Source organism: Actinoplanes nipponensis, assembly GCF_016862275.1.
Classification (GTDB): Bacteria; Actinomycetota; Actinomycetes; order Mycobacteriales; family Micromonosporaceae; genus Actinoplanes; species Actinoplanes nipponensis.
Window position 1 is genome coordinate 13,703 of sequence record NZ_BOMQ01000083.1, and the last position, 22,350, is coordinate 36,052.

General features: G+C 71.6%; 24 protein-coding genes. 8 read left to right on the plus strand and 16 right to left on the minus strand.

From position 1 onward, the window contains the following. The first annotated feature begins 24 nt into the window (after nucleotides 1-24). The 6 genes from Ani05nite_RS34380 to Ani05nite_RS34405 all read left to right on the plus strand — a co-directional run bounded on the left by Ani05nite_RS34380 (nucleotide 25) and on the right by Ani05nite_RS34405 (nucleotide 7,207). Complete coding sequence (locus Ani05nite_RS34380; RefSeq protein WP_203775361.1) at nucleotides 25-651, plus strand: DUF4126 domain-containing protein; 627 nt, start codon at nucleotides 25-27, stop codon at nucleotides 649-651. Then, a complete protein-coding gene (locus tag Ani05nite_RS34385) occupies nucleotides 648-2,015 on the plus strand; it encodes a hypothetical protein (protein WP_239130933.1) in 1,368 nt (455 codons plus the stop codon). The genes Ani05nite_RS34380 and Ani05nite_RS34385 overlap by 4 nt, the downstream gene beginning before the upstream one ends. Nucleotides 2,016-2,100: 85 nt before the next feature. After that, nucleotides 2,101-4,734 (plus strand): FtsK/SpoIIIE domain-containing protein, encoded by a 2,634-nt coding sequence (locus Ani05nite_RS34390; protein ID WP_203775363.1) that lies wholly within the window; start codon nucleotides 2,101-2,103, stop codon nucleotides 4,732-4,734. Continuing rightward, a complete protein-coding gene (locus tag Ani05nite_RS34395; protein ID WP_203775364.1) occupies nucleotides 4,721-5,458 on the plus strand; it encodes a hypothetical protein in 738 nt (245 codons plus the stop codon). The genes Ani05nite_RS34390 and Ani05nite_RS34395 overlap by 14 nt, the downstream gene beginning before the upstream one ends. Before the next feature lie 32 nt (nucleotides 5,459-5,490). After that, complete coding sequence (locus Ani05nite_RS34400) at nucleotides 5,491-6,366, plus strand: ABC transporter ATP-binding protein (protein WP_203775365.1); 876 nt, start codon at nucleotides 5,491-5,493, stop codon at nucleotides 6,364-6,366. A 58-nt stretch (nucleotides 6,367-6,424) separates the two neighbouring features. Next, the gene (locus Ani05nite_RS34405) at nucleotides 6,425-7,207 is read left to right on the plus strand and encodes an ABC transporter permease (protein WP_239130934.1); all 783 of its coding nucleotides are present in this window, start codon (nucleotides 6,425-6,427) and stop codon (nucleotides 7,205-7,207) included. Between the two features lie 34 nt (nucleotides 7,208-7,241). Here Ani05nite_RS34405 and Ani05nite_RS34410 read toward each other — a convergent pair whose 3' ends face one another. Further along, the gene (locus Ani05nite_RS34410) at nucleotides 7,242-8,090 is read right to left on the minus strand and encodes a 3-hydroxyacyl-CoA dehydrogenase family protein (RefSeq protein ID WP_203775367.1); all 849 of its coding nucleotides are present in this window, start codon (nucleotides 8,088-8,090) and stop codon (nucleotides 7,242-7,244) included. Between the two features lie 124 nt (nucleotides 8,091-8,214). Between Ani05nite_RS34410 and Ani05nite_RS34415 the strand changes: the two genes are divergently transcribed. Further along, the gene (locus tag Ani05nite_RS34415; protein ID WP_203775368.1) at nucleotides 8,215-8,571 is read left to right on the plus strand and encodes a hypothetical protein; all 357 of its coding nucleotides are present in this window, start codon (nucleotides 8,215-8,217) and stop codon (nucleotides 8,569-8,571) included. Between the two features lie 2 nt (nucleotides 8,572-8,573). Here Ani05nite_RS34415 and murA read toward each other — a convergent pair whose 3' ends face one another. Then, entirely contained in the window at nucleotides 8,574-9,860 is a 1,287-nt protein-coding gene (gene murA, locus Ani05nite_RS34420; RefSeq protein WP_203775419.1) for a UDP-N-acetylglucosamine 1-carboxyvinyltransferase, read from the minus strand. 40 nt (nucleotides 9,861-9,900) lie between these two features. Between murA and Ani05nite_RS34425 the strand changes: the two genes are divergently transcribed. After that, the gene (locus tag Ani05nite_RS34425; protein ID WP_203775369.1) at nucleotides 9,901-10,473 is read left to right on the plus strand and encodes a cob(I)yrinic acid a,c-diamide adenosyltransferase; all 573 of its coding nucleotides are present in this window, start codon (nucleotides 9,901-9,903) and stop codon (nucleotides 10,471-10,473) included. A 3-nt stretch (nucleotides 10,474-10,476) separates the two neighbouring features. Here Ani05nite_RS34425 and Ani05nite_RS34430 read toward each other — a convergent pair whose 3' ends face one another. The 14 genes from Ani05nite_RS34430 to glyA form a co-directional block, all read right to left on the minus strand. Further along, a complete protein-coding gene (locus Ani05nite_RS34430) occupies nucleotides 10,477-11,241 on the minus strand; it encodes a hypothetical protein (protein WP_203775371.1) in 765 nt (254 codons plus the stop codon). A 14-nt stretch (nucleotides 11,242-11,255) separates the two neighbouring features. Next, the gene (locus tag Ani05nite_RS34435; RefSeq protein ID WP_203775373.1) at nucleotides 11,256-11,723 is read right to left on the minus strand and encodes a DUF2550 domain-containing protein; all 468 of its coding nucleotides are present in this window, start codon (nucleotides 11,721-11,723) and stop codon (nucleotides 11,256-11,258) included. An 8-nt stretch (nucleotides 11,724-11,731) separates the two neighbouring features. Beyond that, nucleotides 11,732-12,013 (minus strand): F0F1 ATP synthase subunit epsilon, encoded by a 282-nt coding sequence (locus tag Ani05nite_RS34440; RefSeq protein WP_203775375.1) that lies wholly within the window; start codon nucleotides 12,011-12,013, stop codon nucleotides 11,732-11,734. 133 nt (nucleotides 12,014-12,146) lie between these two features. Then, nucleotides 12,147-13,295: an LCP family protein gene (locus Ani05nite_RS34445; protein WP_203775377.1), complete on the minus strand. Its 1,149-nt coding sequence runs from the start codon at nucleotides 13,293-13,295 to the stop codon at nucleotides 12,147-12,149. Between the two features lie 198 nt (nucleotides 13,296-13,493). Further along, nucleotides 13,494-14,936 carry a F0F1 ATP synthase subunit beta gene (gene atpD / locus Ani05nite_RS34450; protein WP_377882205.1) on the minus strand — a complete coding sequence of 481 codons (1,443 nt, stop codon included), beginning with the start codon at nucleotides 14,934-14,936 and terminating at the stop codon, nucleotides 13,494-13,496. Continuing rightward, entirely contained in the window at nucleotides 14,936-15,865 is a 930-nt protein-coding gene (locus Ani05nite_RS34455; protein WP_203775381.1) for a F0F1 ATP synthase subunit gamma, read from the minus strand. Before Ani05nite_RS34455 ends, atpD begins: the two co-directional genes overlap by 1 nt. A gap of 3 nt (nucleotides 15,866-15,868) precedes the next feature. Continuing rightward, nucleotides 15,869-17,524, minus strand: coding sequence for a F0F1 ATP synthase subunit alpha (gene atpA, locus Ani05nite_RS34460; RefSeq protein ID WP_203775383.1), 1,656 nt, complete (start codon nucleotides 17,522-17,524; stop codon nucleotides 15,869-15,871). Nucleotides 17,525-17,604: 80 nt separating this feature from the next. After that, nucleotides 17,605-18,426: a F0F1 ATP synthase subunit delta gene (locus Ani05nite_RS34465; protein ID WP_203775421.1), complete on the minus strand. Its 822-nt coding sequence runs from the start codon at nucleotides 18,424-18,426 to the stop codon at nucleotides 17,605-17,607. After that, on the minus strand, nucleotides 18,423-18,977 hold the full coding sequence (locus Ani05nite_RS34470) for a F0F1 ATP synthase subunit B (protein ID WP_203775385.1): 555 nt from the start codon (nucleotides 18,975-18,977) through the stop codon (nucleotides 18,423-18,425). Before Ani05nite_RS34470 ends, Ani05nite_RS34465 begins: the two co-directional genes overlap by 4 nt. Before the next feature lie 26 nt (nucleotides 18,978-19,003). Then, nucleotides 19,004-19,246: an ATP synthase F0 subunit C gene (locus tag Ani05nite_RS34475; RefSeq protein WP_203775387.1), complete on the minus strand. Its 243-nt coding sequence runs from the start codon at nucleotides 19,244-19,246 to the stop codon at nucleotides 19,004-19,006. Nucleotides 19,247-19,314: 68 nt separating this feature from the next. Beyond that, complete coding sequence (gene atpB / locus Ani05nite_RS34480) at nucleotides 19,315-20,106, minus strand: F0F1 ATP synthase subunit A (protein ID WP_203775389.1); 792 nt, start codon at nucleotides 20,104-20,106, stop codon at nucleotides 19,315-19,317. Nucleotides 20,107-20,121: 15 nt separating this feature from the next. Beyond that, the gene (locus Ani05nite_RS34485; RefSeq protein WP_203775391.1) at nucleotides 20,122-20,355 is read right to left on the minus strand and encodes an AtpZ/AtpI family protein; all 234 of its coding nucleotides are present in this window, start codon (nucleotides 20,353-20,355) and stop codon (nucleotides 20,122-20,124) included. A 209-nt stretch (nucleotides 20,356-20,564) separates the two neighbouring features. After that, a complete protein-coding gene (locus Ani05nite_RS34490; protein ID WP_239130935.1) occupies nucleotides 20,565-21,050 on the minus strand; it encodes a hypothetical protein in 486 nt (161 codons plus the stop codon). Beyond that, the gene (glyA, locus tag Ani05nite_RS34495) at nucleotides 21,047-22,336 is read right to left on the minus strand and encodes a serine hydroxymethyltransferase (RefSeq protein ID WP_203775393.1); all 1,290 of its coding nucleotides are present in this window, start codon (nucleotides 22,334-22,336) and stop codon (nucleotides 21,047-21,049) included. Before glyA ends, Ani05nite_RS34490 begins: the two co-directional genes overlap by 4 nt. Nucleotides 22,337-22,350 lie beyond the last annotated feature (14 nt).

Below are 22,350 nucleotides of genomic sequence, written 5' to 3' on the forward strand. Positions count from 1 at the left end.
GCGTGGCGGTGCCATGCTGAGGACGTGCTCGAAGCGCTCACCGGTACCGGCCTGGCGGCATCCGCCGGTCTGAATGCCTACATCCCCCTGCTCACCATGGGTCTGCTGGCCCGATACACCGACACCATCGACCTGCCGGGCGGCTGGCAGTGGCTGTCCAACGGCTGGGTCATCGCCATCCTGGCGGTGCTGCTCGCCGTCGAGGTGGTGGCCGACAAGATCCCGGTCGTGGACCACGTGAACGACGTCGTGCAGACGGTGGTGCGGCCCACCGCGGGCGGGCTCGCGTTCGGGGCGGGCTCGTCGTCCGAGACGGTCACCGTGTCCGACCCGGGCGCGTTCTTCGGCTCCCACCAGTGGGTGCCGGTGGCCGCGGGCGTCGTCATCGCCCTCTGCGTGCACGGGGTGAAGGCCGCCTCCCGGCCGGTGGTGAACGCCACCACGGCCGGGGTCGGCGCGCCGGTGGCCAGCACCGCCGAGGACTTCGGCAGCGTCGTGCTCTCCCTGCTGGCGATCCTGTTGCCGGTGCTGGTCCTGCTCGGACTCGTGCTGCTGGTGCTCGGCGGCTGGTGGGTGATGAGGCGACGCCGGCAGCGCAAGCGGGAACGGCGGGCGCCAGAGGGTGTCGGGACCCAGCGTCTGTTTGGTTGACTGCTGCGGTGCCCGCGATCGCCGTACCCGCCTTCGCCCTGACCTGGTGGCTCGGTTGCTATCTGGTGGGGCGCGATCCCACCCGGGCGGTGCTGTGGCGCGCGGGCGGGGCGCTGGTCGCGTACGCGGTGGCGGTGGCCGCCTGGACGCTGGCTCCGGGCTCCGCGGCGGCGCAGGTGCTGCTCTGCGTGCCGGCCCTGTGCTGGGCCGGGGTGGTCGTGGGTCTGCTGCCGCCCGGCGCGCCGGAGCACGCGCAGGTCAACCGCGGCTGGCCGGCCGCCGCGCTGGTCTTCCTGCTGCTGGCCGCCGCGCTGCCGGACGTGGGCAAGCTGGTCGCCCTGGCGCCGCTGGCCGGCGGCATGGTGCTGCTGCTGCGCTACCGCGAACGGGTACGCCCCACCGCGCTGCCGTCCGCGCTGGCCGCCGCGGCCCTGCTCTACGCGCTGGGCCTGGTCGTGGTGCTGGGCCCGATGGACCTCGGCCCGCCGGTGCTGGTGCTCGCCGCGCTCGGGCTGGACCTGCTGCTGATGGGCTACCTGGTGGCGGTGGCCGACGCGCTCGACTCGGGGGAACGGCTGCTGCCCGATCTGCGCCGGTCCCTGCTGGCCGGGGTGCTCGCGACCCTGGTGTGCGGGGGTCCGGCCGCGCTGACCATGCTGGCCGTCCCCGGCCGGTCGGCGGTCGTCGTGCTGCAGTTCGTGCTGGTGGCGGCGGTGCTGAGCGCGGTGGGCCTGGCCGCGCCGTTGCGCGCCGGCCTGGACCGGCTGGCCTTCCTGGAGGACGACCGGCTGCGGCACAGCCGTACCGTCCTCCACCTCGCCGCCGAGGCCCTGCCCCGGCGGCGCGAGCGGCACCGGATGCCCGCGCTGGACGCCGACGAGTTCCGCCGGCTGACCCGCCGCGCGCTCGAGGACTTCGGCGACGTGGGCCGGCTGCTCCGCAACCCGCTGATCGACCTGCCCGCCGTGGACCGCCGGCTCGCCGCGCGCGGTCCCGCGGTGGCCGACCAGCCGCTGGCCCGGGCGGCCGAGCTGCGGGCGGTGCTGGGCGAGCACGTGGCCCGGCTCAAGCCGGCCGGGGCGTTCGGCACCACGGAGGAGTGGCGGTATTTCAACGCGCTGCACTACTGCAGCGTCCGGGGGCTGCGGCCGTACAGGCGTGGCCCGCAGCCCGAGGGCCTGGACCGCGACGCCCGGCGGGCGGTCGACTGGTTCCGCCGGTACGTGCCCCGGCGTTCGCTGCACCGGTGGCAGGCCGAGGGCGCCGCGCTGGTGGCCGCGCAGCTCTGGCGGGAGCTGGTGAGCACCGATCCGCGCTGGCTGACCGGGGCGGGAGCGGCGCCGCGGCGGCAACCCGTGCGGTGACGGTTCGACAGCGACACGCGCCACATCAGGGCAGGAAGCCCCCCAAAATGGTTAAAATCCCCCAACGTGGATTCCGGGGGGTGCAGTGGGTAGCCACCGCAACGCACTGGTCGCCGTCGTCCGGCAGGAGCTGGCCGAAGCGCGCGGCACCGCCCGGGCCGTGCTGGCCGCCGCCGAGTCGGCCCGCAACGAGGCCCAGCGCCGCAAGCAGCTGATCCGCGAGGCGTACTCGACCTGCCTGGCCCAGCTGGCCGAGGCGCGGGAGACGGCCCGGGCGGACATCCTGCGCCGGACCCGGACCGAGGCCGGCACGCTGACCCGCAACGTCGAGTCGCTGGCCGCGCTGTACGCCTCCGGCGCGGCCGGCACGGCCTGGCGCTACTGGACTCCCACCGAGCCCGGCCGGGTCACCCGTCCCGGGCTGCTGCGGATCGGCACCATCGGCTACGACCCCGGCGACGGCGAACGCCGCCTGCCCGCGCTGGTCCCGCTGCTCGACCACGCCCACGTCCACCTGGCCGGCGACCGGGCCGCCGCGGACGGGGTCATCGCCGGCCTGCTGCTGCGCGCCCTCGGCACCACCCGGCCCGGCGACGTCCGGCTCACCGTCTACGACCCCGAGCAGCTCGGCGGGACGCTGGCCGCCTTCGCCCCGCTGGGCCACGCCGGCCTGCTCTCCTTCGTCGGCCCGGGCGGGCTGGGCCCGGTCCTCGACGACCTGGTGGAACAGATCTGCCGGGTCAACGAGACCGTCCTGGCCGGCGAGTACGCGTCCCTGGCCGAGCTCACCGAGGCGACCGCCGGCCCGCGCCGGGAGCCGTGGCGGATCATCGTGCTGCTCGCGGACGCCGACCTGCCGGCCGGCCAGCGGGCCCAGCTCGACCGGATCGCCCGTACCGGGGTGGCCTGCGGCGTCCACCTGCTGGTCCGGGGCCTGGACCTGGCGCCGCACCCGACCGTGGAGCGCATCGAGGTGCACCCCGGGACCGCGACCTGCGACTCCATCGGCGACCTGACGGTCCGGCTCGACGCGCCGCCGCCGGCCGACCGGATCGCCGGCTTCTGCCGGGCGACGGCCGAACGGCTGCGCCAGGGCCCGCCGCCCGCCCGCTTCGCCGACCTCGAGCCGGAGAAGCTCTGGCTCGAGTCGTCCGCGCACGGCCTGAGCGCGCCCATCGGCGACAGCCCCGACGGGTCGCTGAGCTGGGTGCCGCTCGGCGACGACCCACCGCACGCGCTGATCGGCGGTCCGTCCGGCTCCGGCAAGACGAACCTGATCTACGCCTGGATCGGCTCGCTGGCCGCCCGCTACGACCCCGGCGAGCTGGCCTTCTACCTGCTCGATTTCAAGGAGGGGGTGTCGTTCGCCCGGTTCGCGCCGGGCCCGCGCGACCCGAGCTGGCTGCCGCAGGTGCGCCTGGCCGGCATCAACGTCAACGGCGACCGGGAGTTCGGCCTGGCCATGCTGCGCCATCTCGGCGAGGAGCTGCGGGCCCGGGCCCAGGCGGCCAAGCGGTACGAGGCCTCGAAGCTGGCCGAGCTGCGCGCCGAGGACCCGGCCGGGCACTGGCCCCGGATCGTCGCGGTCATCGACGAGTTCCAGGTGCTGCTGGCCGGGCGGGACGCGCTGGCCGACGAGGCGGTGACCCTGCTGGAGGATCTCGCCCGGCGCGGCCGCTCGCAGGGCATCCACCTCGTGCTGGCCAGCCAGGACGTCTCCGGCATCGAGGCGCTGTGGGGCCGCTCCGGCCTGGTCGGACAGTTCACCCTGCGCATCGCCCTGCCCAAGGCCCGGCGGATCCTGGCCGACACCAACCTGGCCGCGGCGGTCATCCCCCGCTTCCACGCGGTGGTCAACGCCGATTCCGGCGCCGACGGGGCCAACCACATCGTGCGGCTGCCCGACGCGAGCGACCGCCAGGCGTGGCGCACGCTGCAGCGCAAGCTGTGGCACCGCCGGCCCGACACCTGCGGGCCGCCCCGGCTGTTCGACGGCGACGCCGTGCCCCGGTTGCCGCAGGCGTACCGGCCGTCCGGGCGGGTGCCGCAGGCCGGCGCCGACATCGGCTCGTCACCCGGCGCGGTGCTGGGCGAGCGCATCGACGTGGCCGCCCGGCCGGCCCGGCTGCGGCTCGGCCGGATGCCCGGGCGCAACCTGGCGGTGCTCGGCACCCGGACCGACGAGGCCTGCGACGTGCTCGCCGCCGCCGCGCTGTCGCTGGCCGCGCAGGGGCCGGCCCGGTTCAGCCTCGTCTGCCTCGACCCCGGCGCGGAACGCCCGGCGGCCCGGCTCGTCGCCGAGCTGCCCGACGCCGACTGGTACGGCCCCCACGACCTGGACCAGTTCTTCGCGAGCCTGGCGGCGGACGGCATCCCGCACTACGTCCTCGGCTACGCCCTGGACGCCGCCGGGGCCTCCTGGCGCGACCGCTGGCGCGCGCTGCTGACCGACGGGCCGGAGCAGCGCATCCACGTCCTCGGCTGGTGGCGGTCGGTGCCACGGCTGCGCGACGCCCTCGGCGGTCCGGGAGCCCGGCTGGACACCATCGGCGCGTGGGTGGCGCTGGACGTGCAGGGCCCGGAGCTCAGCCCGCTCTCGCCGCAGCCCGGCGGCCCGGCCTGGTATCCGCGGGCCCGGCGGGCACTGTTCTTCGACCGTTCGGTGCACCGCCATCCGGAAGTGATCATCCCTTACGAGGTGAACAGTGACCACTCGTGACCGCGACTACCAGCTCATGATGACCGCGCTCGCCGATGTCGCCCGGCGGCGGGACGCCGCGCTGGCCGACGCCGAGCAGGCGTACCAGACCAGCGCCGCGCAGGCCGCCGGGGAGCTCGCCCGGGCCGAGGGCGACGCGCTGTCCGCCGACCGCTGGGCGGGCGCGGCGGCGGCGCAGGTGCTCGACGTGGACCGGGAGGCGGCCCGGCTCTGGGACCAGCTGCGCCGGGCCCGCGGCATGCGCGTCCGGGCCCTCGGCGAGCTGCCCGAGCCGTTGTCCATCGAGGCGCTGCCCCGGACCGCGTTGGAGAGCGGCCCGGGCTCCGGCGGCGCGTTGCCGGCGCCGCGGCAGTCCGCGCGGACGCTGCTCTCCCGGGCCGCCGGGCGCATCGACGTGACCGTGCGCCCGCAGCTGCGCCACCCGCTGCCGCGCTGGGCGCTGCCCCTGCTGCCGCTGCTGGGCGCCCTGGTGGCCGGGCTCTGCGGCCTGATCGCGGCCGGGCTCGTGACCTTCGGCGGTACGGGCCTGCCGGGCGGCGCCGCGATCCGCGGGCTCGGCTGGCTGGCGTTCCTGCTGGCCCCGTCCGCGGGCGTGCCGGTGGCGGCGGCCCTGGCCCACCGCAAGCTGCACGCGCGTCTGGACATCGGCGGGATCGGGCTGACGCTCATCGGCGGGATGCTCGCGGCGACCGTACTGTCGGTCACCTTCGCCTCCTCGCGCTGACCCGCCGGGGCGACCTCGTATGGTCATGCACCATGAGCGATTCCGCGATCGAGGTCGATGGCCTGCGCAAGCTCTACGGTGACACCGTCGCCGTGGACGGCCTCGACCTGACCGTGCGGCGGGGCGAGATCTTCGCGCTGCTCGGCCCGAACGGCGCCGGCAAGACCACCACCGTGGAGATCCTGGAGGGCTACCGCAGGCGGGACGGCGGCCGGGTCAGCGTGCTGGGCATCGACCCCGCCGTGGTGCACGGCAAGCGGGGCACCAGCACGGATCCGACGGCTCGCCGCTGGCGGGAGCGGGTCGGGATCGTGTTGCAGGGCACCGGCGAGTTCGACGAGCTGACGGTCGGCGAGGTCGTCACCCACTTCGCCCGGTTCTACCCCGGCGCCGACGACCCGGCGCGGGTCATCGACCGGGTCGGGCTGAGCGCCAAGACCCGCGCCCGCACCCACACCCTGTCCGGCGGGCAGAAACGCCGGCTCGACGTCGCGCTGGGCATCGTCGGACGCCCCGAGCTGCTCTTCCTGGACGAGCCCACGACCGGCTTCGACCCGGAGGCGCGGCGCGAGTTCTGGGCGCTGATCCGCGACCTGGCCCGCGGCGGGACCACGGTCGTGCTGACCACGCACTACCTGCAGGAGGCGGAGGCGCTCGCCGACCGGGTCGGGGTCATCACGGCGGGCCGGCTCATCGCGGTCGACACGCCCCAGCGGCTCGGCGACCGGGATTCGGCGCTGGCCACCGTCTCCTGGCGTACCCCCGAAGGGTCCTGGGAGAGCGCGCAGAGCGCGACGCCGACGGCGCTGGTGGCCGAGCTGGCCGCGCGCTTCGGCGGCGAGGTCCCCGGCCTGACCGTCTCCCGGCCGACCCTGGAGGACATCTACCTCTCGATGATCACGACATGAGCGACTGCACCGGAGCGAAGCGGAGGACCAGGAGAGCATGTCCCATCGGAGCAGCGGCATGAGGCTGGGCCTGTGGCAGGGATTGCTGGAGATCAAGCAGTTCCTGCGCAGTCGCGAGCAGGTGATGTTCACGCTGGCCTTCCCGGCCATCCTGATCCTGGTCTTCGGCTCGATCTTCACCGGCGAGATCGGCAACGGCGTCAAGTTCACCCAGTACTTCGTCACCGGCATGATCGCCACCGGGCTGATGACCGCCGGCTTCCAGTCGTTGGCCATCCAGATCCCGCAGGAACGCGACCGGGGGGTGCTCAAGCGGCTGCTCGGCACGCCGATGCCGCGCTGGGTCTACTTCGCCGGCAAGGTGCTGATGGTGGCGTTCATCGCGGTGCTGGAGACCGTCATCCTGCTGACCGTGGCCACGCTGCTGTTCGGTCTGGACCTGCCGGACACCGGGGCGAAGTGGCTGACCTTCCTGTGGGTGTCGGCGCTGGGCATCACCGCCTGCACGCTGTGCGGGGTGGCGTTCTCGTCGCTGGCCCGTACCGGTCGCAGCGCGCCGGCCGTGGTCACCCCGGTCGCGCTGATCCTGCAGTTCATCTCCGGGGTCTTCTTCGTCTTCACCAGCCTGCCGGGCTGGATGCAGAACGTCGCGTCGATCTTCCCGCTGAAGTGGATGTGCCAGGGCCTGCGCGCGGTCTTCCTGCCGGAGTCGTTCGGCCCGCGCGAGCCCGGCGGCTCCTACGATCTGCCGAAGGTCGCCCTGGTGCTGGGGGTGTGGTGCCTGGTGGCCCTCGTCCTGTGCCTGACCACGTTCCGATGGACCACCAAGCGCGACGGCTGACCGGCCCGGCGGCCGGTCAGCAGGTGCAGAAGCCTCAGTAGGTGTAGAAGCCCTTGCCGGTCTTGCGGCCCAGGTCGCCCGCGGTGACCATGCGCTGCAGCAGCTCCGGCGGGAAGAACTTCTCGTCCGCGGTGTCGTGGTAGATGTTGGACGCCGCGTTCAGCATGACGTCCAGCCCGGTGAGGTCGACGGTGGCCAGCGGGCCCATGGCGTGCCCGAAGCCCAGCTTCATCACCGTGTCCAGGTCGGCGGCGGACACCACGCCGGTCTCGACCAGCTTGATCGCCTCGACCAGCAGGGCGGAGAACAGCCGGTTGGAGACGAAGCCGGCGACGTCCCGCTTCACCTCGACGCAGGTCTTGCCGACCTCCTCGGCGAAGTTGCGCGCGGTCGCCAGGGTCTCGTCCGAGGTCTGGTAGCCGCGGACCAGCTCGACCAGCTTCATCATCGGCACCGGCGAGAAGAAGTGGATGCCGACGACCGACTCCGGGCGGGCGGTGACCGCCGCGATCTGGGTGATCGGGATGGCGGAGGTGTTGGTGCCGAGCACGGCGCCGGGCTTGCAGATCTTGTCGAGCGCCCGGAAGACGTCGTGCTTGGCCTCCAGCTTCTCGAAGATCGCCTCGACCACCACGTCCGCGTCGGCCATCGCCTCCAGCTCCGTGGTCGTGGTGATCCGTCCGACCGCCGCCTCCGCGTCCTCCGCGGAGATCTTGCCCTTGGTGGCGAAGCGGCCGAGGGACTCCCGGATCGCCGCCACACCCCGGCTCAGCGAGGCCTCGTCCAGGTCCCGCATCGTGACCTGCCAGCCGGCCTGGGCCGCCACCTGGGCGATGCCCGAACCCATCAGACCGGAGCCGATGACCGCGAGTCGACCCGCCATGTGTGCTCTCCTTCTCCACGTTGAGGTAACGCCGACAGCCTAGCCGCCGTGCTTAACGAACGCTCAGGGCCTCGATCGGGGCAAATCCGAGGAAAACTCCCGTTGGCGATGCCAGACTGTGCCCATGCCACCAAGCGACGGCTGGTACCTCATCGGGCCGTTCATCGCCGTCGCCCTCGTCGGATTCCTCGGCGCCGTCTTCTGGCGCATGGGCCTGCAGTGGACCCGGACCCGGGAGGACCCGCTCCGCGAGCTGTACGCCGGCCTGGCCATCTTCGGCGAGACCGACGACTACGGCCTGCTCTGCCCGGCCGCGGCCACCGACGACCCGGACATCGCCGAGGAGATCCGCACCCTGCTGGCCGCCGCGGGCATCCGCTCGACCTCGGCCCTCCGCCCGGACGGGCGGCTGCTGGTGCTGGTCTTCGGCGAAGAGGTGGACGAGGCCCGGCGGCTGGTGGGCGGCTCGCCGGCCCTCTGAGGCTAGAAGTCGAACGTCGGCTCGGCGACCACCGCGCGCTCCACGTCCACGCCCAGGTTGGCCAGGTCGGCCACGAAGTCCGGATAGCCCCGGTCGATGTGGTGCACCTCGCCGACCTCGGTGACGCCGTCCGCGCACAGCCCGGCGATGACCAGCCCGGCCCCGGCGCGGATGTCCGTGGCCCGCACCGGCGCGCCGGAGAGCCGCTCGCGGCCGTTCACCACCGCGTGATGGCCGTCGGTGCGGATGTCCGCGCCCAGCCGGACCATCTCGTTCACGAACATGAACCGGCCGTCGAAGATGTTCTCCGTGATCAGCGACGAGCCGGCGCTGACCGCGGCCAGCCCGATCGCCATCGGCAGCAGGTCGGTGGCGAAGCCCGGGTACGGCAGCGTCACGATGTCGATCGCCTTGGGACGGTCCTCCATGCGGACCCGGAAGAGGTTGTCGCCCGGCTCGACCACCGCGCCGGCCGAGACCAGCTTGTCCAGCGCGATCTCCAGGTAGGCCGGCTGGACGCCGTGCACGGTGACGTCGCCGCGGGTCATCGCCGCGCCGAAGGCCCAGGTGCCGCCGACGATCCGGTCGCCCACCGTGGTGTGCCGCACCGGCTTGAGGGCCTCGACCCCCTCGACGGTCAGCGTCGACGTGCCGGCGCCGGTGATCTGCGCGCCCATCGCGGTCAGCATGTCGCAGATGTCGACGATCTCCGGCTCGCGGGCGGCGTTGTCGATCTCCGTGACGCCCTTGGCCAGGACGGCGGCCATCAGCAGGTTCTCGGTGGCGCCGACGCTCGGGAAGTCCAGCCAGATCTTGCCGCCGCGCAGCCCGCCGGGGGCCGAGGCGATGACGAAGCCGTGCTCGCCGGAGATCTCGGCGCCCATCCGGGCCAGCCCGGCCACGTGCATGTCGAGCCCGCGCGAGCCGATCGCGTCGCCACCCGGGTGGGCCACCCGGACGTAGCCGCGGCGGGCCAGCAGCGGGCCCAGCACGCAGATCGAGGCGCGCAGCCGGCGGACCAGGTCGTAGTCGGTCTCGCTGCCCGGCTCGGCGGGCACGTCGATGGTCGCCTCGCCGCCGGCCAGCGACACCTCACAGCCCAGCCGGCGCAGCACCTCGGCCATGATCGCCACGTCGGTGATGCGGGGGACGTTGGCCACCACGCTGCGGCCCTCGGCGAGCAGCGCGACGGCCATGAGCTTGAGCGCGGAGTTCTTCGCGCCGCCCACCGAGACATCACCGGACAGGCGGGCGCCGCCCTTGACTCTGATCACATCCACGCGGGCCATCGTATGGGTCGCGCTCACCGGCATCCGTAGGGTGGGGGGCATGGCCGTGCATCTCACCCGCATTTACACCCGCACCGGCGACGCCGGTTCGACCCGCCTGGGCAACAACGAGGTGGCCGCGAAGACCGATCCCCGGGTCGTGGCCTACGCCGACGCCGACGAGTGCAACGCGGCGATCGGGGTGGCGCTCGCGATGGGCGCGCTGGCCCCGGACGTCAAGAGCGTCCTGACCGCGGTGCAGAACGACCTGTTCGACGTGGGCGCCGACCTGTGCAACCCGCTGGCCGAGGACCCGCCGTACCCGCCGCTGCGGATCACTGAGGCGTACGTGACCCGGCTCGAGGGCTGGTGCGACGAGTACAACGAACAGCTGCCCGAGCTCGACTCCTTCGTGCTGCCGGGCGGGACGCCGGGGGCGGCGCTGCTGCACGTGGCCCGGACGGTCGCGCGGCGCGCGGAACGCTCGGCGTGGGCGCTGTACGAGCTCGAGCCGGACCGGACGTCGCTGCTGCCGGCGAAGTACCTGAACCGGCTCTCCGACCTGCTGTTCATCCTGGGCCGCACGGCCAACCCCGGTGGCGACGTGAAGTGGGTGCCGGGCGGGGTGTCCTGAGCCCTAACCGGCGAACGACGACCGCAACGCCGCCTGGCCCTGCGCCGTGCCGATGCTCTCCCGCCGCTCGGGGTGCTCGGCGTAGTACCGGATCGTATGGGCCAGGTACGCCGAGTCCACCTGCAGCCGTCCCGCGGGCAGCCGGACCGGCGCGGTGACCCCGACGGTCAGGCGGTAGAGGTCGAGGTGTTCCGGGTCGCGCCTGGCCGGGAGCGGCGGCCCGCCGGGCAGCAGGTCGTCCCAGGGCACGCGGGATCGGCTCAGGTAGCGCCGCAGGGTCACCGCCTCCCGGTCGAGGGTGAGCCGGGGCCGGTCGCTGACCACCAGCACCGCCACCAGCAGCACCACGGCACCCACCGCGACGACGCTGATCGGGAGCGCGCGGTCGAAGGTCGCGAACCGCATCCGGTCGCCGCCCGGCACCCGCTCGGTGACCAGTCCCGCACCGGCCAGCCAGCCCATCACCACCGCCCACGGCCCCGTCCAGCGCGGGGCTGGCGGCGCCGCGAAGCATGCCGGGCCGCCCGGGCCGCCGGGCTCGATCCGCCAGGTCGCCCCCCGCCGCCGGGCGCGCCGGGTCACCAGGAGGTAGCCGCCCAGGGGCAGGCCCACACTGGCCGCCAGGGTGACCACCCAGGCCGCCAGAGCCGGCGGCCAGGCGCCGATCCGCCAGGTCAGCGGGGTGACCCAGAAGGTGTCCAGCACCCGCAGCCCGAACGCCGCCAACGCGAACGGCAGCGCGACGAGCCGGGCGGCGGTGGTGGACACCGCCGGAGCATAGATCAGCGCTCGACCGGCCGAGGAGTGATGGTCGGACGGGGGGCCACGGAGCCGGGCTGCCCCGGCGGGCCCGCCTCCAGCCAGGAGAGGAAGCCGGTCACGGTGGACTCGGCCATGGCGATCTCGAGCTCGTTACGGCCCGTCGTGCAGAGCAGGATGACCCAGTGGCCGGGCATGGTCAGGCGTTCCGGGCCGGCCGGCAGGCGGCGGCACCCGACGGCGAGGGTGCGGCGGTTCAGCACCCGCTTGGGACGGACGCCGAAGCTGAACATGCGGTGGAAACGCAGCTCGTCGCCGACGAACTGGCCGATGCCCGAGGACCAGCCGCGGCCCGGCACCATCGTGCTGACCCGCACCTGGAGCCGGATGGTGCCGCCGCCGGCCATGAGCAGCCGGCGGCGGAGGAAGATCGCGAGAAGGACGACGAGCAGCGCGACGACGCAGATTCCGATGATCTCCAGAACCCGCATCGCCGGCGTCAGTGCGCGTCGGGGGTGGCGGCGGTGGCGCTCTCGGCGAGCACGGTCACGCCGTTCGCGTCGACCGAGAGGAAGCCGCCCGCCACGTCGTAGGTGAGCTGCTCGCCGCCGGCGAGCTTGACCCGCACCTGGGACGGCTCCTTGAGCAGGCCCAGCAGCGGGGAGTGGCCGGGCAGGACACCGAGTTCGCCCTCGGTGGTGCGGGCCACGACCATCTCGGCCTCGCCGGACCAGACCTTCTCCTCGACGGCGACGACCTGGACGTGCAGCTGCTTGGCCACGCTGTCTCCTTACGACTTTGTCGGGGTTTCCGCCGCGGGCCGGCTCCGCAAGCCCGCGGAGCCGATTGGGATGAAGTCTAAACGGCCGGGTGACCTGCCGGTGCCTGGGGTGGCGACCACCACTGCCGGGGCATCAGAGTTTCTGCAGGAAGTCGGGGTGGTCGATGAGGAACGACGAGATCGTGTCGTTCTGCACGGCGGCGAAGAAGTCCTCGGCGCTCGGGTCGAGCGCCTCGCCGAGATACCGGCCGTTGGTGATCAGGCTCTTGCCGGGCAGCTTGACCAGGGTCATGTCGTCGGAGCGCAGGCTCTTGAGGGCCAGGCCCCAGTCCACGACCGAGTGGCCGTTGCCGTCGAAGATCAGCGCGTCGCCGGCGGCCTTGAGCACCTTGTCGAGCTTGACCGGGTTGGTCACCACGTTCTTGCTCAGCGCCTGCTCGGCCATCGCCTTGATGAACTGCTGCTGGTGCCGCTGCCGGTCGTAGTCGCTGCGCGGGAGGCCGTAGCGCTGCCGGACGTAGTCCAGCGCCTGCCACCCCTCCAGGTGGTACGTGCCCTTCTTGTACTGCGCCTGCGGCCCGATGTACGGGTGCTCGCACTTGTTGTCGGCGCACTCCGGCCGCCGGTCGCGGGGCTTGCCGTTCGGCTTCAGGTGCTCCGACTTCACGTTCTGGTCGATGGTCATCGTGACGCCGCCCATCGCGTCGACGATGTCCTTGAAGCCGTTGAAGTTGATGATCGCGCCGGCGTCGAACTTCTTGATGCCGGTCAGCTTGCCGACCGTCTTGGCCAGCAGGTCGAAGCCCTGGGCCACGTCGTGCTTGCCGCCGCCGATCGAGCTGCCGTACGACATCGCGGCGTTGATCTTCGAGGTGCCGCCCTTGAAGCCGGTTTTCTCGAACGGCGGGATCTCGACCCGCAGGTCCCGCGGGATCGAGTAGAGGTACGCCTGCTTCAGCCCGCGGGGGATGTGCACGACGATGATCGAGTCGGACAGCGGCGCCGTGGTGTCGTTGCGCGGGTCGATGCCGACCAGCAGGATGTTCAGCGGGCCCTTGATGTCGCTGACCTGCTGCTTGGTGGCGCCGGAGGCGGCGTTGCCGAAGAGGTCCTTGGTCTGCACCGCGTTGGCGTAGCGCGCCACGAGCACCTGGCTCGTGACGAGCGCGCCGCCGCTGATGACCATCAGGGCGCAACCGAAGATCGCGCACAGCCGCGCCCACAGGGGCGCACGCCGGCCGTTCCTGGGTCTGCTGCTCTTCGCCACTCGTTCCCCAACCATGCCGGTCGATACCTGACGCGATCAACGGGCGTGATCGCGGGGCCGCGCCACAAGCAGTGCCAAGAGTATCCGAACAACAAAAGAAAACTTCGCGTCCGCGTACCCGCACACCGCGTGGTCAAACGGGCAAAACGGGCATTTGGACACGGATGGGCCGCGCCGGCAATCGCCGACGCGGCCCCAGGGAATCCGGAAGGATCAGCCCTTCATCAGCTCGTGTGCGTTCTTCTCGAGGTCCTCGAGGCCACCGCACATGAAGAAGGCCTGCTCGGGGTAGTTGTCGTACTCACCCTCGCTGATCTTCTTGAACGCCTCGATGGTCTCCTTGAGCGGGACCGTCGAGCCGGGAACGCCGGTGAACTGCTCGGCGGCGTACGTGTTCTGGGACAGGAAGCGCTCGATGCGGCGGGCCCGCTGCACCGTGACCTTGTCCTCCTCGGAGAGCTCGTCCATGCCGAGGATGGCGATGATGTCCTGCAGGTCCTTGTACTTCTGCAGGATCCGCTGCACCTCGCGGGCGACCGCGTAGTGCTCGGCCCCGACGAACTCGGGCGCCAGGATCCGCGAGCTGGAGGCCAGCGGGTCCACGGCGGGGTAGATGCCCTTGTCGGAGATCGACCGCTCGAGGTTGGTGGTCGCGTCCAGGTGGGCGAAGGTGGTCGCCGGCGCCGGGTCGGTGTAGTCGTCGGCGGGCACGTAGATCGCCTGCAGCGAGGTGATCGCCTTGCCCCGGACCGACGTGATCCGCTCCTGCAGCTCGCCCATCTCGTCGGCCAGCGTGGGCTGGTAACCCACGGCGGACGGCATGCGGCCGAGCAGCGTCGACACCTCGGAACCGGCCTGGGTGAACCGGAAGATGTTGTCGATGAAGAGCAGCACCTCCTGGTTCTGGACGTCCCGGAAGTACTCCGCCATGGTCAGCGCGGTCAGGGCGACCCGCAGGCGGGTGCCCGGCGGCTCGTCCATCTGGCCGAAGACGAGCGCGGTCTTGTCCAGCACGCCGCCCTCTTCCATCTCCAGGATGAGGTCGTTGCCCTCGCGGGTGCGCTCGCCGACGCCGGCGAACACCGAGGTGCCGCCGAAGTTACGGGCCACGCGGATGATCATCTCCTGGATGAGCACCGTCTTGCCCACGCCCGCGCCGCCGAACAGGCCGATCTTGCCACCGCGCACGTACGGCGCCAGCAGGTCGAGCACCTTGATGCCGGTCTCCAGCATCTCGGTCTTGGGCTCGAGGTCGGCGAACGCCGGCGGCTTGCGGTGGATGCTCCACCGCTCCTGGATGTCCAGGCTGGCCGGGTCGGCGTTGAGCACCTCGCCGAGGGCGTTGAACACGTGGCCCTTGGTCACGTCGCCGACCGGCACCGAGATGCCCGAGCCGGTGTCGCGCACCTCGGAGCCGCGGACCAGGCCGTCGGTCGGCTGCATCGAGATGGCCCGGACGATGTTGTCGCCCAGGTGCTGCGCGACCTCGAGGGTCAGCGTCTTGGTGCCCTCGGAGAGGGTCACGTCGACGTGCAGCGCGTTGTAGATCTCGGGCATCGCGTCGCGGGGGAACTCGGCGTCGACGACCGGGCCGATGACCCGGACTACGCGACCAACACCGGCCTGCGTCTTGGTGGGCTCAGCTAGAGCAGTCATCATCCATCACTTCCCGCCGCGGCCAGCGCGTTGGCGCCGCCGACGATCTCACTGATTTCCTGGGTGATCGCAGCCTGCCGCGCGGAGTTCATCTCGCGCGTGTACCGCTTGAGCAGGTCGTCCGCGTTGTCCGACGCGCTCTTCATCGCCCGGCGCCGGGACGCCGACTCGCTGGCCGCCGAGTCCAGCAACGCCGCGTAGATCCGCGTGTTGAGGTACTTCGGCAGCAGCGCGTTCAGCAGCTCCTCGGCCTCCGGCTCGAACTCGTAGGCCGGACGCAGCCCGGGCTCGCGCTCGCGCTCCTCGACCTGCATCGGCGCCAGGAAGCGCGCCTCCGCGGCCTGGGTCATGAGCGACTTGAACCGCGTGCTGACGATGTGCAGCTCGTCGACGCCCTGGATGCTGTCCGGGCCGTAGTGGCCGTTCTCGTCGTCCGCGCCCGCGACGAACGCCTCGAGCAGCGCGTCGCCGATGGCGCGGGCGTCGGAGAACGACGGCCGCTCGGAGAAGCCCGTCCAGCTCGTCTCGATCGGACGGTTGCGGAAGCGGTAGTACCCGACGCCCTTGCGGCCGACGACGTACAGCGCCACTTCCTTGCCGTCTGCCCGCAGGCGGGCCATGAGCTGCTCCGCGGTGCGGATCGCGTTGGCGTTGTAGGCGCCGGCCAGGCCTCGGTCGCTGGTGATCAGCAGGACACCCGCCCGCCGCACCCGCTCACGCGGCTGCAGCAGCGGGTTGTCGACCGACGCGTTGGACGCCAGCGCCGTGAGCACCTCGGTGATCGCCTCCGCGTACGGCTTGGAGGCGGTCACCCGCTCCTGCGCCTTGGCGATGCGGCTGGTGGCCACCAGCTCCTGCGCCTTGGCGATCTTCTTCGTGGACTTGACGGTGCGGATGCGCCGTCGAAGTGCCTGTACCTGACCGGCCATGGCTTAACGCTCGTCCGAGTCCGACGCGGAACGGACCTCGCGGGTCACCGTCTCGCGGGTCTCGCTGCCCTCGGCGAGGGGCTCGGCCGGCGCCTCGTTGAGGCTGATGCCGGTCTCGCCCTGCTTGAACAGCACCTTGAACTCGTCGACACCGCTCTGCAGGATCTCGACCTGCTCGTCGGTGAGCTGACCGGTCGACTCGATCGCCGTGAAGGTCTCGCTGCGGTTCCGCTTGATCCAGTCGAGCAGCTCAGCCTCGAAGCGCTTGACGTCGCCGACCGGGATGTCGTCGAGCTGGCCCGTGGTGCCGGCCCAGATGACGACGGTCTGCTCGGCCACCGACAGCGGCGAGTACTGCGGCTGCTTGAGCAGCTCGACCAGCCGGACGCCCTTCTCGAGCTGGGCCCGCGACGCCTTGTCCAGGTCCGAGGCGAAGGCCGAGAAGGCCTCCAGCTCGCGGTACTGGGCCAGGTCGAGGCGGAGCCGGCCGGAGACCCGGCGCATGCCCTTGACCTGCGCCGAACCGCCCACGCGGGACACCGAGGTGCCGACGTTGATGGCCGGGCGCACACCCGAGGCGAACAGGTCCGACTCGAGGAAGATCTGGCCGTCGGTGATCGAGATGACGTTGGTCGGGATGTAGGCCGAGATGTCGTTGGCCTTGGTCTCGATCAGCGGCAGACCGGTCATCGAGCCGCCACCGAGCTCGTCGGAGAGCTTGGCGCAGCGCTCGAGCAGGCGGCTGTGCAGGTAGAAGACGTCGCCCGGGTACGCCTCGCGGCCCGGCGGGCGGCGCAGCAGCAGCGACACCGCGCGGTACGCCTCGGCCTGCTTGGTCAGGTCGTCGAAGACGATCAGGACGTGCTTGCCGTTGTACATCCAGTGCTGCCCGATGGACGAGCCGGTGTACGGGGCGATGTACTTGAAGCCGGCCGGGTCGGACGCCGGCGACGCGACGATCGTCGTGTACTGCAGCGCGCCCTGGGCCTCGAGCGTGCCCCGGATGCTGGCGATCGTCGTGGCCTTCTGGCCGATGGCGACGTAGATGCAGCGGACCTGCTTGTCCGGGTCCCCGGACTCCCAGTTGGCCCGCTGGTTGATGATCGTGTCGAGCGCGACCGTGGTCTTGCCGGTCTTGCGGTCGCCGATGATCAGCTGACGCTGGCCGCGGCCGATCGGCGTCATGGCGTCGATCGCCTTGATGCCGGTCTGCAGCGGCTGCTTCACCGGCTGGCGCGACATGACGTTCGGGGCCTGCAGCTCCAGCTCGCGGAAGCCCTCGTTCTCGATGGGCCCGCGGTCGTCGATGGGCTCGCCCAGCGCGTTCACGACGCGGCCCAGGTAGGCGTCGCCGACCGGGACCGAGAGGACGCGGCCGGTCCGCTTGACCTGCTGGCCCTCCTCGATGTGGGTGTAGTCACCCAGCACCACGGCGCCGATCTCGCGGACGTCGAGGTTCAGGGCGACACCCAGCGTGCCGTCCTGGAATTCGAGCAGTTCGTTCGCCATCGTCGAGGGCAGGCCCTCGACGTGCGCGATGCCGTCGCCCGCATCGGAGACGATGCCGACCTCCTCACGGGAGACCTCGGGCGAATAGGACGAGACGTAGCGCTCTAGCGCCCCCCGGATCTCGTCCGAGGAGATGGTCAGCTCGGCCATCCTCTGCCTTCTCTAGTCGGCTCGGGGCGTCGCCGCCGCCGAGGGCGTGCTCGGGACGTCGCCGCCACCGAGGGGAAAAACTATTTAGCGAACGCCTGCCGGGCTTCGTTGAGTCGCCGCAGGATCGTGCCGTCGTAGAGGTCGGAGCCGACACGGACGCTGACGCCGCCGATGATGCTCGGATCCACATCGACCTTCAGCGAAACCTGCCGACCGTAGATGTCGGACAACTTGGCGGCGAGCCGCTGCTCCTCGGCGTCGTCGAGGAGCTTGGCGACCGTCACGTAGGCCACCTCGCGGTCCCGCTTCGCGGCGGTCAGCTCGACCAGCCGGCTCAGCGAGGTCTCGAAGCCACGCCCGCCCAGGCCCTCGATCGCCACCTCGATGAGCCGCCCCGTGCCCAGCCGGACCTTGCCTTTCAGCAGGTCCCGAACCAGTTTAACCCGGCGGTCGATCGATGCGCCGGGATCACTGAGCGTGACCGCCAGCTCGGGGTCGCCCGACACGACCTGCCCGAAGCGGAACAGCTCGTCCTCCACCTCGGCCAGCTCGTCGGCCTTCTCGGTGGCCGCCAGCACGGTGTCGACGCCGAGGCGCTCCACCGCGTCGAGCAGCTCGGCGGGCCGGCTGAAGCGCCCGGCCGCCAGGCTGGCCACCGCTTCCACGGCGGTCGCGCCCAGCTTGCCGGCGACCAGCGAGCGGAACAGCTCCGCCCGGTCGGCGCCGCTGCGGGACGGGTCGGTCAGGGCCCGGCGCAGCCGCGGCTGGCCGCGCAGCAGCCGCGCCACCGACAGGATCTCGTCGGCAGTCGTGGCCAGCTGCGCGGCGGTGGCCGTCCGCGTGTCCGCGGTCAACTTCTCCACGGCGGCCGCGTACGACTCCCGGTTGACGGTCGCCATCAGCGCCGCCCGGTGCCCGTGCCGGCGCCCAGGTCGGAGATGAACCGGTCCACCGTGCCCCGGCTGCGCGCCTCGTCGGCGAGCGACTCCCCGACGATCCGGCTGGCCAGGTCGACGGCGAGCGTGCCCACCTCGGTACGCAGTTCGCGCACGATGCTCTCGCGCTGGGCGGCGAGCTGGTCGCGCCCGGCCGCGATGATGCGGTCGGACTCCTCCCGGGCTTTGGCCAGGACGTCCTGACGGATGCCCTCGGCGTCGGCGCGGGCCTCGTCACGGATGCGCGCGGCCTCCGTACGAGCCTCCGACAGCTGCGCGCGGTACTGCTCGAGCAGCTCGTTGGCCTCGGCCTGGGCGGCTTCGGCACGCTTGAGGCCGCCCTCGATCGCGTCGACCCGGGCCGCGAACGTCTTCTCCATCATCGGGAAGACGAACTTCATCAGCACGAAGCAGAGCAGCGCGAACGCGACCGTACCGACCACGATCTCTTCCCACGCGGGAATGATCGGGTTGTGTTCAGTTGTCTCGCCGCCCTCGGCGGCCAGATACGCAAGCATGGAAGCTCCGTTCCGCAGGGGGAGAACTAGCCGACGTTCGGAGCCAGGTTCTGCCAGATGAAGCCGAACGCGATGCCCAGCAGGGCCAGCGCCTCGATGACGGCGAAGCCGATCCAGACGTACGGCAGGGTCAGTCGCGAGGACTCCGGCTGGCGGGCCGTCGACTGGATGTAGGCGGAGAAGACCAGACCGACACCGATGCCAGGACCGATGGCGGCGAGGCCGTAACCGATGGCGGCGGTGCTACCCACAACTTCGGCGAGAATCATTGCTCAGTTCCTCCTGGTATCTCGCGTGACTGTCACGCGGGACGACAACGGGGTGGTACTCGAACAGCTCAGTGCTCGTCGGCGAGCGCGCCCTGGACGTAGCTCGCGGTCAGCACCGTGAACACGTAGGCCTGCAGGACGATCACCAGGAACTCGAGGAAGGTCAGCGCGATCGTCATGATCCACGAAACGATCGAGAACGGCGTGAACCACACGTTGGCGCTGACCATCGCGAAGCCGCCGAGCGTGAACACCAGCAGCAGCATGTGGCCGGCGAACATGTTGGCGAAGAGTCGGACCGCCAGCGAGAACGGGCGGACCATGAAGTTCGAGAAGAACTCGATCGGGATCAGCAGCGGCAGGATGAACCACGGCGCCGGGGGGATGAGGGCGGCCTTCAGGTACTTGAACAGGCCGCCGTGGTGCCGGACGCCGACGTAGATGAACATCACGTAACTGATGACCGCGAGGAGCGCCGGGAACGCGATGTGCGAGTTCGGCGAGATCTGGATCAGCGGCACGATGCTGAAGAAGTTGTTCAGCAGGATGAAACAGAACAGCGTCGTGAGGTACGGCGCGAACGCGACACCTCGCGGCCCGATCATCTCGACGGCGATGTTGTTGCGCACGAATCCGTAGAGGCTCTCGGCGAGCCACTGCTTCTTCGTGGGCACCAGCTGCGGCTTCCGGTAGGACACCAGGAAGAAGATGATGATGACGGCAACGGACACCCAGATCAGCAGCGTGATCTTGGTGAACCAGTACGAGTCGTGAGCGCCCCACGGCAGGATGCTGGGCAGGTAGAAGTCCTCGACGCTGGGCGGGAACTCCGCTGCGAGGACCGTCGACTGACCGATCACCGTAGCCCTTTCCTGTCAGGCGCCGAGACGGCGCACGATGAGGTAGACACCGCCGGCGATACCAACGACGGCGCCGATTCCGGCGAAGATGCCCTTGGTGCCGGCGTAGTGGTCGACCAACCAGCCGATCCCGCCCCAGACCAACATGCCCCCGAGGAGGTAACTGACCGCCGTCATGCCCATGCCCGTGTCGGGCGGGTTTTGACCGTCGTCGCCGTGGGGTTTGCTGGGAGGTTCTTGACCGGTCATGACGGCCCGAACGATATCAGCAGGAAACACGAAGCTAAGCGGGACCCCCCGCACAACCGCAGTTGTCCAGGCGTCAGGGGTCTCGCAACTCGGCAACACGGTACTCCCCCGCCGCCAGAACCGGACAACTTTGTCGCAGGCCCGTCACCGGATCGTGGACCGGGTCCGGCGAAAGCGGCACTGACCAGTCGAAACGCCGGTGCTGAAGATCACTTGGCGAGGCTGGTGCGGGCCACCCACCAGATCTGCACCGCGGTCCAGCCGAGCACCCCCGCGACGATCCCCCAGCCCAGCGCCAGCCGGCCCGGCCACTCCGAGGAGATCACGAAGGCCATGATCACGCCGAGCAGCGTGTACTTGACGATGTAGGTGCCCAGCCCCAGCGGCATCAGCAGGGCCGGGCGCACCGTGTCGGCCCAGGCGAACACCAGCGTCGACATGGTGAAGCTGACCGTCACGATGCCCACGCCGGCCGCGGCGCCCACCGCGGCGGGGACGCCACCGGCGAAGAAGCCGACCGACGCCGCGCAGATCATCAGCGCGACCGAGAAGGCGGTCAGGAACGGCAGGTGCTCCACCCGCCAGCGCGGGTCCGCCGGCAGCGGCGGCAGGTCGGGCAGCGGTCGGTCGTCGTCCCAGTCGTCCCGGACCGGGCCCGGCCGGGCCGGCACCACGCGGTCGGCGGAGTCGTTCACGCGGGCACTCCTTCCTGGGCGTACGCCGGGAAGGCGCGGACCAGCTCGGCCACCTCGTCGGCGACCGCGCGCAGCTGCGACGCACCGCCGACCGAGGCCGGATCGGCGCGCACGGCCGCGGCGATCAGCCCGGCGATCTGGCGCATCTCCCCCTCGCGCATCCCCTGCGTCGTCACGCTGGGCGTGCCGACGCGGATGCCCGAGGCCGTCATGGGCTTCTCCGGGTCGTACGGGATGGCGTTCTTGTTCAGGGTGATCCGCACCCGGTCGCAGCGCGCCTCGGCGTCGCGGCCGCTGACCCCCACGTCGCGCAGGTCGACCAGGGCCAGGTGGGTGTCCGTCCCGCCGGACACCGGGCGCATGCCCTCGGCGGCCAGCCCGGCGGCCAGCGCCTGGCTGTTGCGGACCACCTGGCTCGCGTAGGTCCGGAAGCCGGGCAGCGCCGCCTCCCGCAGGGCGACCGCCTTCGCGGCGACGACATGCATCAGCGGCCCGCCCTGGGTGAACGGGAAGACGGCCTTGTCGATGCGCGCGGCGAGCTCCTCACGACACAGGATCATGCCGCCCCGCGGCCCGCGCAGCACCTTGTGGGTGGTGCAGGTGACCACATCGGCATGCGCTACGGGCGACGGCACGGCCCGGCCGGCGACCAGCCCGATGAAGTGCGCCGCGTCCACCATGAGGTAGGCGCCCACCTCGTCGGCGATGTCGCGGAAGGCCTTGAAGTCGATCAACCGCGGGTACGCCGTCGCGCCGCACACGATCAGCTTGGGCCGGTGCGCCTGGGCCAGGTCGCGGACCTCGTCGTAGTCGATCAGCTCGGTGTCGCGGCGCACGGTGTAGCCCACCGGGTGGAACCACTTGCCGGAGAAGTTGACCCGGCTGCCGTGGGTGAGGTGGCCGCCGTGCGGCAGGCCCATCGCCAGCACCGTGTCCCCCGGCTGGATCAGCGCCGCGTACGCCGCCATGTTCGCCGCCGAGCCGGAGTGCGGCTGGACGTTGACGTGCTCGGCGCCGAACAGCTCCCGGGCCCGGTCGACGGCCAGCTCCTCGGCCCGGTCCACCTCGGCGCAGCCGCCGTAGTAGCGCCGCCCGGGGTAGCCCTCCGCGTACTTGTTGGTCAGCGTCGAGCCGAGCGCCGCCAGCACCGCCGGCGACGTGAAGTTCTCGCTCGCGATGAGCTGGAGGCCGCCGCGCTGGCGGGCGAGCTCGCCGAGGACCACCTCGGCGATCTCCGGATCCTCGTGCTCGAGCGCGTCGAAGTCCGGGCCCCAGAACGTCTGCATGGCGCGCTCCCTCA

Coding starts and splice junctions, on each gene's coding strand:
- Ani05nite_RS34400 (WP_203775365.1), top strand. CDS start 5,491: ATGAGCGATTCCGCGATCGAGGTCGATGGCCTGCGCAAGCTCTACGGT.
- Ani05nite_RS34405 (WP_239130934.1), top strand. CDS start 6,425: ATGAGGCTGGGCCTGTGGCAGGGATTGCTGGAGATCAAGCAGTTCCTG.
- Ani05nite_RS34410 (WP_203775367.1), bottom strand. CDS start 8,090: ATGGCGGGTCGACTCGCGGTCATCGGCTCCGGTCTGATGGGTTCGGGC.
- Ani05nite_RS34415 (WP_203775368.1), top strand. CDS start 8,215: ATGCCACCAAGCGACGGCTGGTACCTCATCGGGCCGTTCATCGCCGTC.
- murA (WP_203775419.1), bottom strand. CDS start 9,860: ATGGCCCGCGTGGATGTGATCAGAGTCAAGGGCGGCGCCCGCCTGTCC.
- Ani05nite_RS34425 (WP_203775369.1), top strand. CDS start 9,901: ATGGCCGTGCATCTCACCCGCATTTACACCCGCACCGGCGACGCCGGT.
- Ani05nite_RS34435 (WP_203775373.1), bottom strand. CDS start 11,723: ATGCGGGTTCTGGAGATCATCGGAATCTGCGTCGTCGCGCTGCTCGTC.
- Ani05nite_RS34445 (WP_203775377.1), bottom strand. CDS start 13,295: ATGGTTGGGGAACGAGTGGCGAAGAGCAGCAGACCCAGGAACGGCCGG.
- atpD (WP_377882205.1), bottom strand. CDS start 14,936: ATGACTGCTCTAGCTGAGCCCACCAAGACGCAGGCCGGTGTTGGTCGC.
- Ani05nite_RS34455 (WP_203775381.1), bottom strand. CDS start 15,865: ATGGCCGGTCAGGTACAGGCACTTCGACGGCGCATCCGCACCGTCAAG.
- atpA (WP_203775383.1), bottom strand. CDS start 17,524: ATGGCCGAGCTGACCATCTCCTCGGACGAGATCCGGGGGGCGCTAGAG.
- Ani05nite_RS34470 (WP_203775385.1), bottom strand. CDS start 18,977: ATGCTTGCGTATCTGGCCGCCGAGGGCGGCGAGACAACTGAACACAAC.
- Ani05nite_RS34475 (WP_203775387.1), bottom strand. CDS start 19,246: ATGATTCTCGCCGAAGTTGTGGGTAGCACCGCCGCCATCGGTTACGGC.
- Ani05nite_RS34485 (WP_203775391.1), bottom strand. CDS start 20,355: ATGACCGGTCAAGAACCTCCCAGCAAACCCCACGGCGACGACGGTCAA.
- glyA (WP_203775393.1), bottom strand. CDS start 22,336: ATGCAGACGTTCTGGGGCCCGGACTTCGACGCGCTCGAGCACGAGGAT.